The organism is Sabulicella flocculans (assembly GCF_045449635.1).
GTDB lineage: Bacteria > Pseudomonadota > Alphaproteobacteria > Acetobacterales > Acetobacteraceae > Roseococcus.
Genome location: NZ_JBJJBR010000001.1, coordinates 33,401 through 48,878 on the forward strand (window position 1 = coordinate 33,401; position 15,478 = coordinate 48,878).

Consider the following 15,478-nt stretch of genomic DNA (forward strand, 5'->3'; position numbering starts at 1 on the left):
ACGGGCTGGACAGCCCGCGCCGCGCGCTCCAAACCCCCGCGGCCATGACCGACGACATCTTCGCCCACCTGCGCGGCCTGACCGTGGCCGCGCTGCAGCGCCTGCTGCCGGACCTGCCCGCCGACGCCTTCGCCCGCGTGGTGGTGGAACCCCCGCGCGAGGCCGCGCACGGCGACATGGCCACCAACGCCGCCCTGGTGGTGGGCAAGGCGGCCAGGCTGCCGCCGCCGAAGCTGGCCGCCCAGCTGGCCGAGGCGCTGGCCGCGCTGCCCGAGGTGCAGGAGGCCAGCCCGGCCGGCCCCGGCTTCGTCAACATCCGTCTGGCCGAGCCCTTCCTGCGCGCCGTGGTGCCCGCCGTGCTGCGCGCCGGCGAGGCCTTCGGCGACGGCGCCCCCAAGCCGGGCCGGGTGAACCTGGAATACGTGAGCGCCAACCCGACCGGGCCCATGCATGTGGGCCATTGCCGCGGCGCCGTGGTGGGCGACGCCCTGGCCGCGCTGCTGGCCAAGGCCGGGCACGACGTCACGCGCGAATACTACGTCAACGACGCCGGGGCGCAGGTGCAGGCGCTGGCCTGGGCCGCCTTCTGGCGCTACCTGGAGGCGCTGCCGGCCCCCGGCCTCTGGCCGCAGGGCGCCGACGAGGCCGCGCGCAAGGCGGCGGTGGAGGCGCGCTTCGGCACCGCCCTGCAATATGGCGGCCATTACCTGATCCCCGTCGGCGAGGCGCTGGCGCGCGAGCACGGCCCCGCCCTGCTGGACCCCACGCCGGAGAACCTCGCGCTGATCCGCCGCTTCGCGGTGGACGCCATGATGGCCGAGATCCGCAACGACCTCGCCGCCCTCGGCGTGCGCCACGACGTCTTCGTCTCCGAGGCCGGGCTGATTGCCGCGGGCAAGCTGGAGGAGGCGGAGCGCGCGCTGGACGGGCAGGGCCTGATCTACCGCGGCGTGCTGGAGCCCCCCAAGGGCAAGGCGCCGGAGGACTGGGAGCCGCGCGAGCAGACCCTGTTCCGCGCCACAGAGTTCGGCGACGAGGTGGACCGGCCCCTGCGCAAGAGCGACGGCAGCGGCACCTACTTCGCCAACGACATCGCCAACCACCTGCACAAGCTGGAGCGCGGCTTCGACAGCCTGCTGCACGTCTGGGGCGCCGACCACGGCGGCTACGTGCGCCGCATGCAGGCCGCCGTCGCCGCGCTGAGCCACCGCCGCGTGCCGCTGGAAGTGGTGCTGGCGCAGATCGTCCACGTGGTGAAGGACGGCCAGCCGGTGCGCATGTCCAAGCGCGCCGGCACCTACGTCACCCTGGCCGACCTGATCGAGGAGGTGGGCCGGGACGCGGTGCGCTTCACCATGCTGACGCGCAAGTCCGACGCGCAGATGGAGTTCGACCTCGACCTCGTGGTGCAGCAGAGCCGCGACAACCCCGTGTTCTACGTCCAGTACGCCCACGCCCGCGCGCGCTCGGTGCTGCGCGCGGCGGGCGAGCCGGCGGGGCTGGCGGAGGCCGACCTCTCGCCCCTGCGCGACCCGGCGGAACTGGCGCTGATCCGGCGCATCGCCGCCTGGCCGCGGGTGGTGGAGGGGGCGGCGGCGGCGCGCGAGCCGCATCGCGTCGCCTTCTTCCTGAGTGACTTGGCGGGCGATTTTCACCTATTGTGGAACAAGGGCAGGGAAGATGCGGCCCTGCGCTTCATCCAGGAGGCCGACCCGGCGGGCACGCGCGCCCGGCTGGCCCTGGTGGCGGCGCTGGCCACGGTCATCCGGTCCGGCCTCGGCGTGATGGGGGTCACGCCGGTGGAGGAACTGAAGTAGCAGGGGAGTTGCGGGGGAAAGCATGAGCGACGCGGTCATTGCCTCCTGGCGGGTGCGCCCGCCGGAGCGTTCCAAGCCGTGGCTGGGGTCCATCCCGCCGAAGCTGCTGGTCATCGGTGGGGGGCTGCTGGCCTCGGTTGCGCTGGCGGCCGTCATCATCTGGCTGGTGGGGCGCTGGGGCCCCACGGGGGTGCCGCTCATCGAGGCCGATGGCCGCCCCTTCAAGGTGCGCCCCGACAGCCCCGGCGGCGCCGTGGTGCCCAACCAGGGCGAGCTGATCTTCGAGCGCGGCTCCGCCCGCCAGCAGGACAATGCCGCCAATGCCCGGCTGGGCGGCGCGCCCGAGGCGCCGCGCCCGGAGATCCTGCGCGCCCAGTCGCAGCCCGCGCCCACCCCGGCGCCGCGCGCCGCCACGCCGCCGGCCCCGGCCGCCACCCCGGCCCCGGCCCCGACGGTGATCCCGGCCCCGGCGCAGCAGGCCGCCCGCCCCGCCGCCGCGCCGCAGGGCCGGGTGCAGGTGCAGTTCGGCGCCCTGCGCTCGGAGGAAGCGGCACGGCAGGAGTGGGAGCGCCTGTCCCGCCGCGCGCCGGAGCTGGGCGGGCGCAGCCCCGCCATCACCCGCTTCGACCGGCCCGACGGGCAGGCCCCGCTGTGGCGCCTGCGCACCGGCGGCTTCGCCGACGCCGCTGCCGCCCGCGCCTTCTGCGAGGGGCTGCGCGCGCGCGAGGTGGCCTGCAACGTGGTGAACCCGGGGTGAGGCGCCGCGCCCCGCGCCCGGGCGGGCCACCGGCGTGAAGGCGGCCGTCATCGGCCTGTCCGGCCCCGCCCTGACGGCGGAGGAGGCGGCGCTGCTGCGCGCGGAGCGCCCGGCGGGCGTCATCCTGTTCGCCCGCAACGTGGAGGACCCGGCGCAGCTGCGGGCGCTGGCCGCCGGCATCCGCGGCATCCTGGGCGCGGAGGCCCCCATCCTGGTGGACCAGGAAGGCGGGCGCGTGGCCCGGCTGCGGCCGCCGCACTGGCCCGCCTTCCCCCCGCCCGCCGCCTTCGAGGGCCGCCCGGCGGAGGAAGCGCGCGAATCGGCCCGCGCCCTGGGCGCCGCCTGCGTGGAGGCGGGGCTGGACGTGGTCTGCGCCCCCCTGCTGGACCTGCGGGTGGCCGGCGCGCACGACGTCATCGGCGACCGCGCCTTCTCGGCCGAGCCGGCGGAGGTGGCGCGGCTGGGCGCCGCCTTCGTCGCCGGGCTGCGGGCGGCGGGCGCCCAGCCGGTGGTCAAGCACGTGCCCGGCCACGGCCGCGCCACCACCGACAGCCACCACGACCTGCCGGTGGTGGAGGGCGACGTCTCCGCCGACGCCGCCCCCTTCGCCGCCCTGGCCGCCGATGACCTGTGGGCGATGACGGCGCACATCCTCTACCCGGCGCTGGATTCGGAGCTGCCGGCCACCCTGTCGCCCGCCGTCATCGGGCGGCACATCCGCGGCGCCATCGGCTTCGGCGGGCTGCTGGTTTCGGACGACCTGGGAATGAAGGCGCTGCGCGGCGGGCTGCATGCCCTGGCCGGGCAGGCGCTGGCGGCGGGGTGCGACCTGGTGCTGCACTGCTCCGGCGTGCTGGCGGAATCCGCTGCCGTGCTGGCCGGCAGCGCCCCGGTGACGGCGGCTGCCCGGCGGCGGCTGGACGCCTCGCGCGCGGCGGCGCATCGCTAGGCGATGTGGGACTTCCTGCCCGAGCTGGCGGCCGCCGTGCTGGCCAGCGTCATCGCCATCACCCTGCACGAGGCCGCGCACGGCTACGCCGCCCGCGCGCTGGGCGACCCCACGGCGGCGCTGCTGGGCCGGCTGTCGCTCAACCCGCTGCGCCACGTGGACCCGGTGGGGACGGTGCTGGTGCCGGGGCTGCTGCTGGTCTCGCAGCTGCTGGCCACCGGGCGGGTGGACGCGATGTTCGGCTGGGCCAAGCCGGTGCCGGTGGACATCCGCAACCTGCGCGACCCCAAGACGGGCATGATGTGGGTGGCCATGGCCGGGCCGGCGACCAACTTCGCGCTCGCCCTGCTGGCGGCGCTGCTGGCCCACGCGGCGGGCTGGGTGGGCAGCGAGTGGCTGCTGCGCTTCCTGGGCCTGTCCATCCTGGCCAACCTGGTGCTGGGCCTGTTCAACCTGATCCCCGTGCCGCCGCTGGATGGCGGGCGCATCCTGGTCGGCATCCTGCCGATGCCGTTGGCCCTGGCGGTGGCCCGGCTGGAGCGCGCGGGCCTGTTCCTGGTGCTGGGCGTGCTGTTCGGGCTACCGCTGCTGCTGCCCGCCTTCCAGCCGATGGACTGGTTCCTGGACGCGGTGGTGCGCCCGGCCTTCACCCTGGTGCTGCGCGCGGCGGGGCACGCGGCACCGTGAGCGAATCCCTGCTGCTGCGCCTGGAATCCTACGAGGGGCCGCTGGACGCCCTGCTGGACCTCGCGCGCGGCCAGAAGCTGGACCTGCGCGCCATCAACGTCCTGGCGCTGGTGGACCAGTTCCTGCAGGTGGTGGAAGGCGCGCGGCGGGTGCGGCTGGAGCTCCAGGCCGAATGGCTGGTGATGGCCGCCTGGCTGGCCTGGCTGAAGTCCCGCCTGCTGCTGCCGGAGGAGGAGCGCGGCCCGGAGGAGGAGGACCCCCTGCTGGCCGCCCAGCGCCTCACCGACCGGCTGGAGGAGCTGTCCCGCATGCGCGAGGCCGCGCGCTGGCTGGCCGCCCGCGCCCAGCTGGGCCGGGAAACCTTCTCCCGCGGCGTGCCCGAATCGCTGCGGGTGGAGGACCGCTCGGGCCTCTCGCTCGACCTCAACGGCCTGCTGCGCGCCTATGCCGCGGCCCGGCGCCGGGGCGCGGCGCACCGCCCCTTCACCCCAAAGCCCCGCAAGCTGTGGAGCGTGGCGGAGGCGCTGGCCCGCCTGCAATCCCTGATCGGCGAGGCCGGGCCCGCCTGGAGCACCCTGGCCGCCTTCCTGCCCGAGGGGCTGGACGCGCCGCTGGACCGCAAGGCAGCGCTGGCCTCCACCCTGGTGGCGGCGCTGGAGGCGGCGCGCGGCGGCGGGCTGGAGATCGAGCAGGACGCCCCCTTCGCGCCCATCCGGTTGAGGTTGGCCCATGCCTGACGAGAGCCATGACTTCCTCCATGCCCTGCGCATCGCCGAGGCGCTGGTCTTCGCCTCCGACAAGCCCATCCCGCTCGCGCGCATCCAGCTGGCGCTGCCGGCGGGGGTGGAGGCGCCGGCGGTGATGACCGCGCTGGCCGCCCGCACCGCGGGTGCGGCGGTGGAACTGGTGGAGGTGGCCGGCGGCTTCGCCTTCCGCACCGCGCTGGACCTGGCGCCGGCCATCACCCGCGTGGTGGAGGTGCCGCGCCGCCTGCCGCGCGCGGCGATGGAGGCGCTGGCCATCATCGCCTACCACCAGCCGGTCACCCGCGCCGAGATCGAGGAGATCCGCGGTGCCGCGCTGTCGCAGGCGACGATGGATTCGCTGCTGGAGGCCGGGCTGGTCGGCCCGCGCGGCCGCAAGGAGACGCCGGGCCGGCCGACCCTGTGGGGCACCACCCCGCGCTTCCTGGACCAGTTCGGCCTGAAGTCCATGGCCGAGCTGCCCCGCAAGGAGGACCTGGTGAGCCAGGACCTGGCGGTGCTGGAGCTGGTCCCGCCGCCCGAGGCCCCATGAGCCTGCGCCTGTCCGCCATCCGGCACGCCTACGGTGCGAAGGAGGTGCTGCGCGGCGTCTCGCTGGAGGTCGCGCCGGGGGAGATCCTGTGCCTGCTGGGCCCCTCGGGCGACGGCAAGACCACCCTGCTGCGCCTGGTGGCCGGGCTGGAAACCCTGCAGCACGGCGCCATCGAGCTGGACGGCCGCCGCCTGGCCGAGCCCGGCCGCGCCGTGCCGCCCGAGGGGCGCAACGTCGGCTTCGTGTTCCAGGACTACGCCCTGTTCCCCCACCTGACGGTGGGCGAGAACGTGGCCTTCGGCCTGAACCGCGTGCCGCGCGGCGACCGCGGCTGGCGGGTGGCCGAGGCGCTGGCCCGGGTGGGGCTGGAGGCGCACGCGGAATCCTGGCCGCACCAGCTCTCGGGCGGGCAGCAGCAGCGCGTGGCCCTGGCCCGGGCGCTGGCGCCGCGCCCGGCCGTGCTGCTGCTGGACGAGGCCTTCGCCTCGCTGGACGCGCGCCTGCGGGAGAAGGTGCGCGACGACACGCTGCACGTCCTCCAGCAGGCGGGCATCCCGGCGCTGATCGTCACCCACGACGCGGAGGAGGCGATGTTCATGGCCGACCGCATCGCCCTGATGCGCCAGGGCCGCGTGGTGCAGCTCGGCACGCCGGAGGAGCTCTACCTCAGCCCGGCCGACCCCTTCGTGGCCACCTTCCTGGGCGAGGTGAACCGCCTGCCCGGCCGGGTGCGCGACGGGCTGGCCTGGACCGCCATCGGCCCCGCGCCCGGCCATGGCCTGCCCGACGGCGCCCCCTGCGAGGTGCTGCTGCGCCCCGAGGGGCTGCGCGTGCTGCCGGAGGCGGGCGACGGGGTGGTGGCGGAGGTCGAGGCCTCGCGCATGCTGGGCGCGACCACCCTGGTCCACCTCGCGGTGGCGGACGGGGAGGGGGGGCTGCTGCACCTGCACGCCCGCCTGCCGCCCGGCGCGGCGCTGGCGCGCGGCGAGAAGGTGGCGGTGGCGCTGGACCCCACCCGCGCCTTCGCCTTCCCCCCCGGTGCAAACCCGGCCCCGCCACCCTAGATCAGCCCGCATTGGCGCGCCCGCCCCGCGCTGGTAGAACCGCAGGCCCCCCAGGAACGGGAATGGAATGTTCGACCTTGCCTGGTCAGAAATCGCGCTGATCGCCGTCGTCGCCGTCGTCGTCATCGGGCCCAAGGACCTGCCCGGGGCGGTGCGCGGGGTGGCGGACTTCATCAAGAAGGCGAAGAAGCAGTTCGCCTCCTTCCAGCAGCAGGCCGACGAGCTGGTGCGCGAGGCCAAGCTGGAGGACGTGCGCAACCAGATCGCCGAGGTGAAGGGCACGATCAACGAGATCCGCTCCTTCGACCTGAAGGGCGAGATCACCAAGCACGTGGACGGGGACGGCACCCTGTCCAAGACCTTCGAATCCGACCCCTTCTCCTCCGCGCCCGCCACCCCGGCCTGGACCCCGCCGCCCACCGCCAAGGACACGCCCGACGCCCCGGCGATGATCCCGCCGCAGACAATGGCCCCCTACGTCCCGCCGCCGGAGCCGCCCGCCGCCCCGGCGCCCGAGGCCCCCTCCTTCGTGCCGCCGGCCACGCCGGCGCCGCCGGGGGGCGTGGCCCAGGTGGCCCCCGAACCCCAGGTGCCGCCCGCGCTGGCGGCCCAGAGCAAGAGCTGAGGCCCGGACGTGTCGAGCAACGCCGCGCAGGACGACGACCCGATCAACGACAAGCCGATGCCGTTGATCGAGCACCTGATGGAGCTGCGCACGCGCCTCCTGTGGTCCATCGGCGCCTTCGCCCTGGCCTTCGCGGTCTGCTACTACTTCTCGCGCTCCATCTACGGCTTCCTGGCCGCGCCGCTGGCCAACGCGCTGTTCGAGCACGGCGGCGGCGACCGGCGGATGATCTTCACCGCGCTGTACGAGGCCTTCTTCACCTACCTGAAGGTGGCCTTCTTCGGGGCGGTGTTCTTCTCCTTTCCCATGTGGGCCACGCAACTCTGGCTGTTCATCGCCCCCGGCCTGTACCGCAGCGAGAAGCGGGCCATCATGCCCTTCCTCGTCGCCTCGCCCTTCCTGTTCGTGGCCGGGGCGGCGCTGGCCTACTACTTCATCTTCCCGCTGGCCTGGCACTTCTTCATCTCGTTCGAGACGCCGGCCGGGGCGGGCACCGTGCCCATCCAGCTGGAAGCCAAGGTCAGCGAGTACCTGTCGCTGGTGATGCACATGATCCTGGCCTTCGGCATCGCCTTCCAGATGCCGGTGCTGCTGACGCTGCTGGTCAAGGTGGGCATCCTGAACGTGGATTCGCTGCGCAAGGGGCGGCGCTACGCCATCGTGGGCATGTTCGTGGTGGCGGCCATCATCACCCCGCCCGACATCATCTCCCAGGTCGGCCTCGCCGTGCCGCTGATCCTCCTCTACGAGATCAGCATCCTGGCGGCGCGCTGGATGGCGCCCAAGCCCCCCGCGGAGTAGCGGGCGGGCGGGCGGTGGCTTAGAAGCCCCGCCCATGCATGACCTCCGCGCCCTGCGCGCCGACCCGGCCGCCTTCGACGCCGCCATGGCCCGCCGCGGCCTGCCGCCGCAATCCCCCGCCCTGCTGGCGCTGGACGAGGAGCGCCGCGCCGCCATCACCGCCGCCGAGGGCGCCCAGGCCCGCCGAAACGCCCTGTCGCGCGAGATCGGCGCCGCCATGAAGCGGGGCGACGCCGCGGAGGCCGCGCGCCTGAAGGCCGAGGTCGCGGCGCTCGCCGCCGCCAACGCCGACGCCGGGGAAGCGGCGCTGGACGCCGCCCTCGCCTCCCTGCCCAACATCCTCGACCCCGAGGTGCCGGACGGGCGCGACGAAGCCGACAACCGCGTGGAGCACACCCACGGCGCCCCGCGCGACATCCCCGGCGCCAAGGAGCACTGGGAGCTGGGCGAGGCGCTGGGCCTGATGGATTTCGAGGCCGCCGCCCGCCTGTCCGGCTCGCGCTTCGTCGTGCTCAAGGGCGCGCTGGCCCGGCTGGAGCGCGCCCTGGGCCAGTGGATGCTGGACCTGCACGTGGCGGAGCACGGCTACCAGGAGGTCAGCCCCCCCGTGCTGGTGAAGCGCGACGCCCTGTTCGGCACCAACCAGCTGCCCAAGTTCGAGGAGGACCTGTTCCGCACCACCGGCGAGCACTACCTGATTCCCACCGCCGAGGTGCCGCTGACCAACCTGCTGGCCGGCCAGATCATCCCCGAGCCCGCCGAGCCCATCCGTTACGCGGCGCTGACGCCCTGCTTCCGCTCGGAGGCCGGGGCGGCGGGGCGCGACACCCGCGGCATGCTGCGCCAGCACCAGTTCCTCAAGGTGGAGATGGTCAGCCTCTGCACCCCCGAGCAGTCGGAGGCCGAGCACGCGCGCATGACGCGCTGCGCCGAGCGCGTGCTGACCGATCTGGGGCTGTGCTGGCGCCGGGTGCTGCTGTGCGCCGGCGACACCGGCTTCGGCGCCGCCCGCACCTATGACCTGGAGGTCTGGCTGCCGGGGCAGGGGGCGTGGCGGGAGATCTCCTCCTGCTCCAACACCCGCGCCTTCCAGGCCCGGCGCATGAAGGCGCGCTTCCGCCGCGGCAAGGAGAACCTGTTCCTGCACACCCTCAACGGCTCCGGCGTCGCGGTCGGCCGCGCGCTGATCGCGGTGATGGAGACGCACCAGCAGCCCGACGGCTCCGTCGCGGTGCCGGAGGTGCTGCGGCCCTGGATGGGCGGGCTGGAGCGCATCGGCGGCCACCCCCGGCCGGCGGGATGAGCCCTTTCGACCTGTCGGGGACGTCCCGGCCCCGCCTGGACGCCCTGGCCGGCAACACCCCGCCCGACTGGCTGGCCCTGGCCTGCACCGCGCTGCTGCTGCTGCCCGGGCTGGTGTTCCTGCTGGGCTGGGCGCAGCCCTGGGCGGCGGCGCTGTCCGGGGGGGCGGGGCTGCTGGCGCTGGCGCTCTCGCCCGGCTGGCGGGCGGGCTGGCCGCTGGCGCGGCGCACCACCTGGCTGTGCCTGCTGGCCGGGCTGGGCTGGGCCGGCTTCACCGGGGCGGCGCACTGGCTCTACGCCACCGCGGACTGGCAGGTGCGCGACGCGGTGCTGAACGACCTCGCGCGCTTCTCCTGGCCCATCGCCTATGACGAGGAGGCGCTGTTCCTGCTGCGGGCGCCGCTGGGCTACTTCCTGCCCGCCGCCCTGGCCGGCAGCCTGGAAGGCGCGCAGGTGGCGCTGTGGGTCTGGACCGGCGCCTCGCTGGCCTTGGTGCTGGGGCTGCTGGCCGGGCTGGGCCGGTCCCTGGGGGTGCCGTCCGCCGTGCTGATGGCGGGCTTCGCCCTGTTCGGCGGGCTGGACCTGCTGCCCAACCTTTGGCTGGACTGGAACGCCGGGGCGGGGGCGCTGGCCGCCTGGGGCCGCGGCGGCGAGTGGTGGAACCGCGCCTTCCAGTATCCCGGCCACGTCACCGCGCTGCTGTGGGCGCCCAACCACGCCATCCCGGCCTGGCTGTGCGGGCTGCTGGTGCTGCGCCACGGCGCCACGCCGGGCTTCGCGCGCGCCCTGGGGCTGGGGCTGGCGGCGGCGGCCGCGTGGTCGCCGGTGGCGGCGGCGGGGGCGGCGGTGCTGGGCGGCTTCGCCGTGCTGGCGGCGGGCAACGCCCGGGCGGCGCTGCTGTCGCCGGTCAACTGGCTGGCAGTGGCCTTCGCCCTGCCCACCTGCCTCTACCTCGTCGCCGGCTCCAACGCCGTGCCGCATGGCTGGCTGTTCCTGGAGCGCGCCGATGGCTGGTGGCGCTGGCCGCTGTTCCTGCTGGTGGAGGTGCTGCCCTGGGCGGTGCCGGCCTGGGCGCTGCTGCGCGGGCGCCTGCTGCTGGCCGCGGCGGTGCTGCTGTGCCTGCTGCCGCTCTACGTGTTCGGCGCGGGGAACGAGGCGGCCTCGCGCGGCTCCCAGGCGGCGCTGGCGGTGCTGGCGGTGGCGGGCATCGCCGCGCTGTGGCGGGCGCCCCCCGGCCCCTGGCGCGCCGCGCTGCGCGCCGTGGCCGTGGTGGCGGCGCTGGGCTCGCTGATGGAGGCCTCGCTGCTGGTGGCCAAGGAGCCGTGGGAGGCCAGCGAGCGCTGCACCGTGCCCGAGGCCGCGCGGCAGTCGGTGTTCCGCGACGTGACGGACTGGAGCCACTACCTGACGCCCTGGCCGGACCTGCTGCTCCAGGGGTGGATGGCGACGCCGCACCCGCGCCCCATCCCCCTTCGCTCGCCGCCCTGCTGGCCGGATGGCTCAGTCTGACAGCAGGCCCTGCAGGTCCAGCCGGCGGGTGTGCATGGCCAGCTTGCCGGCGGCGTCGCGCGGCCATTCCTCGCGCGGGCGGTCGCGGTACAGCTCCACCCCGTTGCCGTCGGGGTCGCGCAGGTACAGCGCCTCGCTGACGCCGTGGTCGCTGGCGCCGTCCAGCGGCCAGCCGGCGCGCATCAGCCGGCGCAGGGCGTCGGCCAGGGCGGCGCGGTCCGGGTACAGGATGGCGGCGTGGAACAGCCCGGTGTGGTGCGGCGGGGGCGGGCCGCCGCCCTCGCTTTCCCAGGTGTTGAGCGCGACGTGGTGGTGGTAGCCCCCGGCCGACAGGAACACCGCGCCGGGATAGCGCTGCATCTCCTGGAAGCCGAGGATGTCGCGCCAGAAGCCGAGGGCGCGGTCGAGGTCCGCCACCTTGAGGTGGACGTGGCCGATGCGGGTGCCGGGGGCGATGGGTTCCATGCCCCCCACATGGCGCCGCGCCGCCCCGGGCGCCAATCACCGCCGCGCATGAGGATCATTGCCTGGGCCGCCGCCCCGCGCCATCTGTGCCGCGGATGGACGAGACGGAGCTGATTCCCCTGCGGCGCGACCCGCTCCTGCCGGCGCGCGAGGTGCCGGTGGTGTGGCGGCGCACCGCCCGCGCCCGCCGCGTTTCCCTGCGGGTGGACCCGGTGGCCGGGGCCGCGGTGGTGACGCTGCCGCGCCGCGCCGCCCGCGCCCGCGGGGTGGAGCTGCTGGAGCAGCACGCCGCCTGGGTGCTGCGGCAGATCGAGGCGCTGGCCCCCGCACTGGCCTTCGCCCCCGGCGCCGCCGTGCCGGTGGGCGGCGCGCCGCACGTGGTGCGCCACGACCCGGCCCGCCGCGGCGCGGAGGTCGCGGAGGGCGAGATCCGCGTCGGCGGCATGGCCGAGGCGGTGCCCCGCCGGGTGGAGCGCCTGCTGCGCGCCGAGGCGCTGCGCCGCCTGTCGGAGCGTGCGCTGCACCACGCCGCGGCGCTGGAGGTGCGGCCCAAGGCCATCCGGCTGAAGGACACGCGCACCCGCTGGGGCTCCTGCGCGCCGGACCGCACGCTGAGCTTCACCTGGCGCCTGGTGATGGCGCCCCCCTGGGTGCTGGACTACGTGGTGGCGCACGAGGTGGCCCACCTGCGGGAGATGAACCACTCCGAGCGCTTCTGGGCGCTGTGCGAATCCCGCACGCCGCACCGCGCGGCGGCGACCGCCTGGCTGAAGCGCCACGGCCCCGCGCTGCTGCGCGCGGGGCCGTGACGTCGCCTCAGCCGACGATCTCGGAGCCGGCGAAGAAGTAGGCGATCTCGATGGCCGCGTTCTCCGCGCTGTCGGAGCCGTGGACGCTGTTGGCCTCGATGCTCTCGGCGAACAGCTTGCGGATGGTGCCCTCGGCGGCGTTGGCCGGGTTGGTGGCGCCCATCAGCTCGCGGTTGCGCGCCACGGCGTCCTCGCCCTCCAGCACCTGCACGACCACGGGGCCGGAGGTCATGAAGGACACCAGGTCCTTGAAGAAGGGGCGCTCCTTATGGACGCCGTAGAAGGTCTCGGCCTGCTGCTGCGTCATCCGGATGCGCTTCTGCGCCACCACGCGCAGGCCGTTTTTCTCGAACACGGCGTTGACGGCGCCGGTCAGGTTGCGGCGGGTGGCGTCGGGCTTGATGATGCTGAAGGTGCGTTCGATGGCCATGGGGGGTTCCTCGGTTGGGATGCTGCGCCGCCATCTGCCTTGCCCGGCCGCGGCGCGCAACCCTGGCCGCCGCGCGCCCGTTTTCCGCCCATGACGCCCGACCCCAAGCCCAAGGAGGGCTACATCCCCCGCCCGCCCAGCCCGGAGGAGCTGCGCGAGGTGAGCGAGCAGCAGGCGCTGATCACCGACGAATGGGCGCCCGACCCGCCGCCGGAAGCGCCGCCCGAGGGCTGACCGCGCGCGGCCGGGCCTGTAGAAGCGCCCGGCCATGACCGTGCTTGCCATCCGCGACGTCACCCTGCGCATGATGGGGCGCCCCCTGCTGGAGGGCGCCTCCCTGCAGGTGGATGACGGGCGCAAGGTCGGGCTCGTCGGGCGCAACGGCGCCGGCAAGTCCACCCTGCTGCGCGCCATCCTGGGCCAGCAGGGGCTGGATGGCGGCGAGATCCGCCTGGCCGCCCGCGCCCGGCTGGGCCACGTGGCGCAGGAGGCCCCGGCGGGCGACCTGTCCCTGCTGGACATCGTGCTGGCGGCGGACGAGGAGCGCGCTGCCCTGCTGGCCGAGCTGGAGGCCGCCCCCGACCCCGCGCGCATCGCCGCCATCCACGACCGCCTGCGCGACATCCGCGCCGACAGCGCCCCCGCCCGCGCCGCCACGGTCCTTTCCGGCCTGGGCTTCGACGCCGCCGCCCAGGCGCGGCCCTCGCGCGAGTTCTCCGGCGGCTGGCGCATGCGCGTCTCGCTGGCGCGCGCGCTGTTCCTGGAGCCGGAGCTGCTGCTGCTGGACGAGCCGACCAACCACCTCGACCTCGAGGCGGCGATGTGGCTGGAAGGCTGGATGCAGCGCTTCGCCGGCGCCATCCTGGTGGTCAGCCACGACCGCGGCATGCTGGACCGCTGCGTGGATTCCATCGCCCACCTCGACGGGCGGCGCATCACCCTCTACCCCGGCAACTTCGAGGCCTTCGTGCGGGTGCGCGCCGAGCGCCAGGCCCAGCAGGCGGCGCAGAACGCCCGCATCGCCGCCCAGCGCGCCCACATGCAGGCCTTCGTGGACCGCTTCCGCGCCCAGGCCACCAAGGCCCGGCAGGCGCAGAGCCGCCTGAAGGCGCTGGAGCGCCTGCCGCCGGTGGAATCCCTGGTGGAGGACGCGCCCACCCGCTTCGCCTTCCCCGAGCCCGAGGCCCTGCCGCCGCCCATGCTGACCCTGCGCCGCGGCAGCGCCGGCTATGGCGAGCGCGTGGTGCTGCGCGGGCTCGAGCTGCGGCTGGACCAGGAGGACCGCATCGCCCTGCTGGGCGCCAACGGCAACGGCAAGTCCACCCTGGCCAAGCTGCTGGCCGGCCGGCTGGCCCCGCTGGCGGGCGAGCTGCACCGCGACCGCCGCCTGCGCGTAGGCTACTTCGCCCAGCACCAGGAGGACGACCTGGACCCCGCCGGCACGCCGCTGACCCACATGCAGGCCGCGCTGCCGCGGGCCACCGAGACGCAGTGCCGCGCCCAGCTGGCGCGCTTCGGCCTGGACGCCGACCGCGCGGACACCGCCGTGCGCGGCCTGTCGGGCGGCGAGAAGGCGCGGCTGCTGCTGGCGCTGACCACGCGCGAGGCGCCGCACCTGCTCATCCTCGACGAGCCGACCAACCACCTGGACATCGACGCGCGCGACGCGCTGGTGAAGGCCCTGGCGGACTATCCGGGCGCCGTGGTCCTCATCAGCCACGACCCGCATCTGGTCGGGCTGGTGGCGGACCGGCTGTGGCTGGTGGCCGACGGCACGGTGCAGCCCTTCGAGGGCGACCTGGACGACTACCGCCAGCACCTGGCCGAGCGCGCCCGCGCCTCCGCCCGCCCCGCCGCCGAGGCCGCCCCCCGGCCGGACGAGCGCCGCCAGCGCGCGGAGTCCCGCGCCGCCCAGGCCCCGCTGCGCCAGCGCCTGAAGGCGGTGGAGGCGCAGATGGCCCGGCTGTCGGAGGAGGCGAAGGTGATCGACGGCGCGCTGTCCGACCCGCGCCTGTACGAGCGCCAGAAGCCCGACCTGATCGCCCGCGCCACCGCCCGGCGCGCCGCCATCACCCGCGAGGTCGAGGTGCTGGAATCCGAGTGGCTGGAGCTGGGCGAGGCGCTGGAGGGCTGAGGACGGCCCTCAGGCCTTCTCCAGCAGCACGAAGTGCGCGTGCTCCTCCCAGGTCCAGCGCTCGCGCACCTTCATCTCCAGGGTTTCCAGCAGCGCCTCGAAGGCGTGGGCGGTGAAGATCCACCAGTAGGGATAATAGGAGGGGGCGCCCTCGCGCATGTAGGGCATCACCGCACCCTCCTGCCGGGTGGGGGCCAGGGCCTCGATGTCCATGCCGAAGCGGGCGCGGTAGTGCTCGCCGATCACCGCGCGCTCCTGGCCGCGCAGGGCGGCGAACAGCGCCACGGCGCAGTCGGGCAGGCGCAGCCGGCCGGCGCGGTTCTCGATCACCGGCGGCAGCACGACCGTGTTGACGATCAGCCAGCGCTTCACCGTGCGCCGCAGGTTCAGCAGCGTGTGGACCGGGTTGGGCACGTGGTACAGGATGCCCGTGGAATGCACGACGTCCCACTGGCCGATCAGCTCCGGCAGCGCGGGGTCGTCCAGGTTGACCTGCTCGAACTCCTCCACGCCCGTCACGCCCAGGCGGGCCGTTTCCGTGCGCCAGTGCTGCCACAGCGGGTGCGCGAAGGGCTCCAGGTCGGCCATGGCGACCCGCGTGGCGCCGTTGCGCCGGGCCCAGCTGCAGCGCTCGTTGGTGGAGAACTCGCCGATGCCGCCGATGTCCACCACGGACTGGCCGGGCGCGATGCGGGCCAGCCACTCGTCCACCTGGTCCTGCGCGCCGTCCCGTCCGATTCCCATGCCGCCTTCCCCACGCTGCCGCGCCGCCATGTTGGCACGATCCGCGCAGGGCCGCTAATCAGGCCCCAACCCCACAGGAGGAAACCACC

The 15,478-nt window shown here is 75.1% G+C and carries 17 protein-coding genes; 14 read left to right on the forward strand and 3 right to left on the reverse strand.

All coding sequences use genetic code 11. The features are described from left to right. Positions 1-44 precede the first annotated feature (44 nt). The 11 genes from argS to ACI6QG_RS00305 all read left to right on the forward strand — a co-directional run bounded on the left by argS (position 45) and on the right by ACI6QG_RS00305 (position 10,807). On the forward strand, positions 45-1,817 hold the full coding sequence (gene argS / locus ACI6QG_RS00255; RefSeq protein WP_407022552.1) for an arginine--tRNA ligase: 1,773 nt from the start codon (positions 45-47) through the stop codon (positions 1,815-1,817). 22 nt (positions 1,818-1,839) lie between these two features. Next, the gene (locus ACI6QG_RS00260; RefSeq protein WP_407022553.1) at positions 1,840-2,574 is read left to right on the forward strand and encodes an SPOR domain-containing protein; all 735 of its coding nucleotides are present in this window, start codon (positions 1,840-1,842) and stop codon (positions 2,572-2,574) included. Positions 2,575-2,608: 34 nt separating this feature from the next. Then, positions 2,609-3,523: a beta-N-acetylhexosaminidase gene (gene nagZ, locus ACI6QG_RS00265; protein WP_407022554.1), complete on the forward strand. Its 915-nt coding sequence runs from the start codon at positions 2,609-2,611 to the stop codon at positions 3,521-3,523. A gap of 3 nt (positions 3,524-3,526) precedes the next feature. After that, positions 3,527-4,210, forward strand: a complete 684-nt coding sequence (locus ACI6QG_RS00270; protein WP_407022555.1) for a site-2 protease family protein — start codon at positions 3,527-3,529, stop codon at positions 4,208-4,210. Then, positions 4,207-4,947 carry a segregation and condensation protein A gene (locus ACI6QG_RS00275; protein WP_407022556.1) on the forward strand — a complete coding sequence of 247 codons (741 nt, stop codon included), beginning with the start codon at positions 4,207-4,209 and terminating at the stop codon, positions 4,945-4,947. Before ACI6QG_RS00270 ends, ACI6QG_RS00275 begins: the two co-directional genes overlap by 4 nt. After that, on the forward strand, positions 4,940-5,506 hold the full coding sequence (gene scpB, locus ACI6QG_RS00280) for an SMC-Scp complex subunit ScpB (RefSeq protein WP_407022557.1): 567 nt from the start codon (positions 4,940-4,942) through the stop codon (positions 5,504-5,506). Before ACI6QG_RS00275 ends, scpB begins: the two co-directional genes overlap by 8 nt. Continuing rightward, positions 5,503-6,570 (forward strand): ABC transporter ATP-binding protein, encoded by a 1,068-nt coding sequence (locus ACI6QG_RS00285; protein WP_407022558.1) that lies wholly within the window; start codon positions 5,503-5,505, stop codon positions 6,568-6,570. Before scpB ends, ACI6QG_RS00285 begins: the two co-directional genes overlap by 4 nt. A 67-nt stretch (positions 6,571-6,637) precedes the next feature. After that, positions 6,638-7,195: a Sec-independent protein translocase protein TatB gene (gene tatB / locus ACI6QG_RS00290; RefSeq protein ID WP_407022559.1), complete on the forward strand. Its 558-nt coding sequence runs from the start codon at positions 6,638-6,640 to the stop codon at positions 7,193-7,195. Between the two features lie 9 nt (positions 7,196-7,204). Further along, the gene (gene tatC / locus ACI6QG_RS00295; RefSeq protein WP_407022560.1) at positions 7,205-7,996 is read left to right on the forward strand and encodes a twin-arginine translocase subunit TatC; all 792 of its coding nucleotides are present in this window, start codon (positions 7,205-7,207) and stop codon (positions 7,994-7,996) included. A gap of 34 nt (positions 7,997-8,030) precedes the next feature. Beyond that, positions 8,031-9,299, forward strand: coding sequence for a serine--tRNA ligase (serS, locus tag ACI6QG_RS00300; protein ID WP_407022561.1), 1,269 nt, complete (start codon positions 8,031-8,033; stop codon positions 9,297-9,299). Next, on the forward strand, positions 9,296-10,807 hold the full coding sequence (locus ACI6QG_RS00305) for a hypothetical protein (RefSeq protein WP_407022562.1): 1,512 nt from the start codon (positions 9,296-9,298) through the stop codon (positions 10,805-10,807). Before serS ends, ACI6QG_RS00305 begins: the two co-directional genes overlap by 4 nt. Here the strand turns inward: ACI6QG_RS00305 and ACI6QG_RS00310 are convergent. Then, on the reverse strand, positions 10,799-11,272 hold the full coding sequence (locus ACI6QG_RS00310; RefSeq protein ID WP_407022563.1) for a VOC family protein: 474 nt from the start codon (positions 11,270-11,272) through the stop codon (positions 10,799-10,801). The two genes, ACI6QG_RS00305 and ACI6QG_RS00310, sit on opposite strands and share 9 nt — an antisense overlap. 95 nt (positions 11,273-11,367) lie before the next feature. On the opposite strand from ACI6QG_RS00310, the gene ACI6QG_RS00315 reads away from it, so the two are divergent. Further along, complete coding sequence (locus tag ACI6QG_RS00315) at positions 11,368-12,081, forward strand: M48 family metallopeptidase (RefSeq protein WP_407022564.1); 714 nt, start codon at positions 11,368-11,370, stop codon at positions 12,079-12,081. A gap of 7 nt (positions 12,082-12,088) precedes the next feature. Here the strand turns inward: ACI6QG_RS00315 and ndk are convergent, their stop codons facing one another. Continuing rightward, positions 12,089-12,511: a nucleoside-diphosphate kinase gene (gene ndk / locus ACI6QG_RS00320; protein WP_407022565.1), complete on the reverse strand. Its 423-nt coding sequence runs from the start codon at positions 12,509-12,511 to the stop codon at positions 12,089-12,091. Positions 12,512-12,601: 90 nt separating this feature from the next. Here ndk and ACI6QG_RS00325 point away from each other — a divergent pair, with 90 nt between their 5' ends. Both ACI6QG_RS00325 and ACI6QG_RS00330 read left to right on the forward strand, forming a co-directional pair. After that, complete coding sequence (locus tag ACI6QG_RS00325; protein ID WP_407022566.1) at positions 12,602-12,745, forward strand: hypothetical protein; 144 nt, start codon at positions 12,602-12,604, stop codon at positions 12,743-12,745. 34 nt (positions 12,746-12,779) lie between these two features. Continuing rightward, positions 12,780-14,645, forward strand: coding sequence for an ABC-F family ATP-binding cassette domain-containing protein (locus ACI6QG_RS00330; RefSeq protein ID WP_407022567.1), 1,866 nt, complete (start codon positions 12,780-12,782; stop codon positions 14,643-14,645). Between the two features lie 9 nt (positions 14,646-14,654). Here ACI6QG_RS00330 and ACI6QG_RS00335 read toward each other — a convergent pair whose 3' ends face one another. Continuing rightward, entirely contained in the window at positions 14,655-15,389 is a 735-nt protein-coding gene (locus tag ACI6QG_RS00335) for a class I SAM-dependent methyltransferase (protein ID WP_407022568.1), read from the reverse strand. Positions 15,390-15,478: the final 89 nt, after the last annotated feature.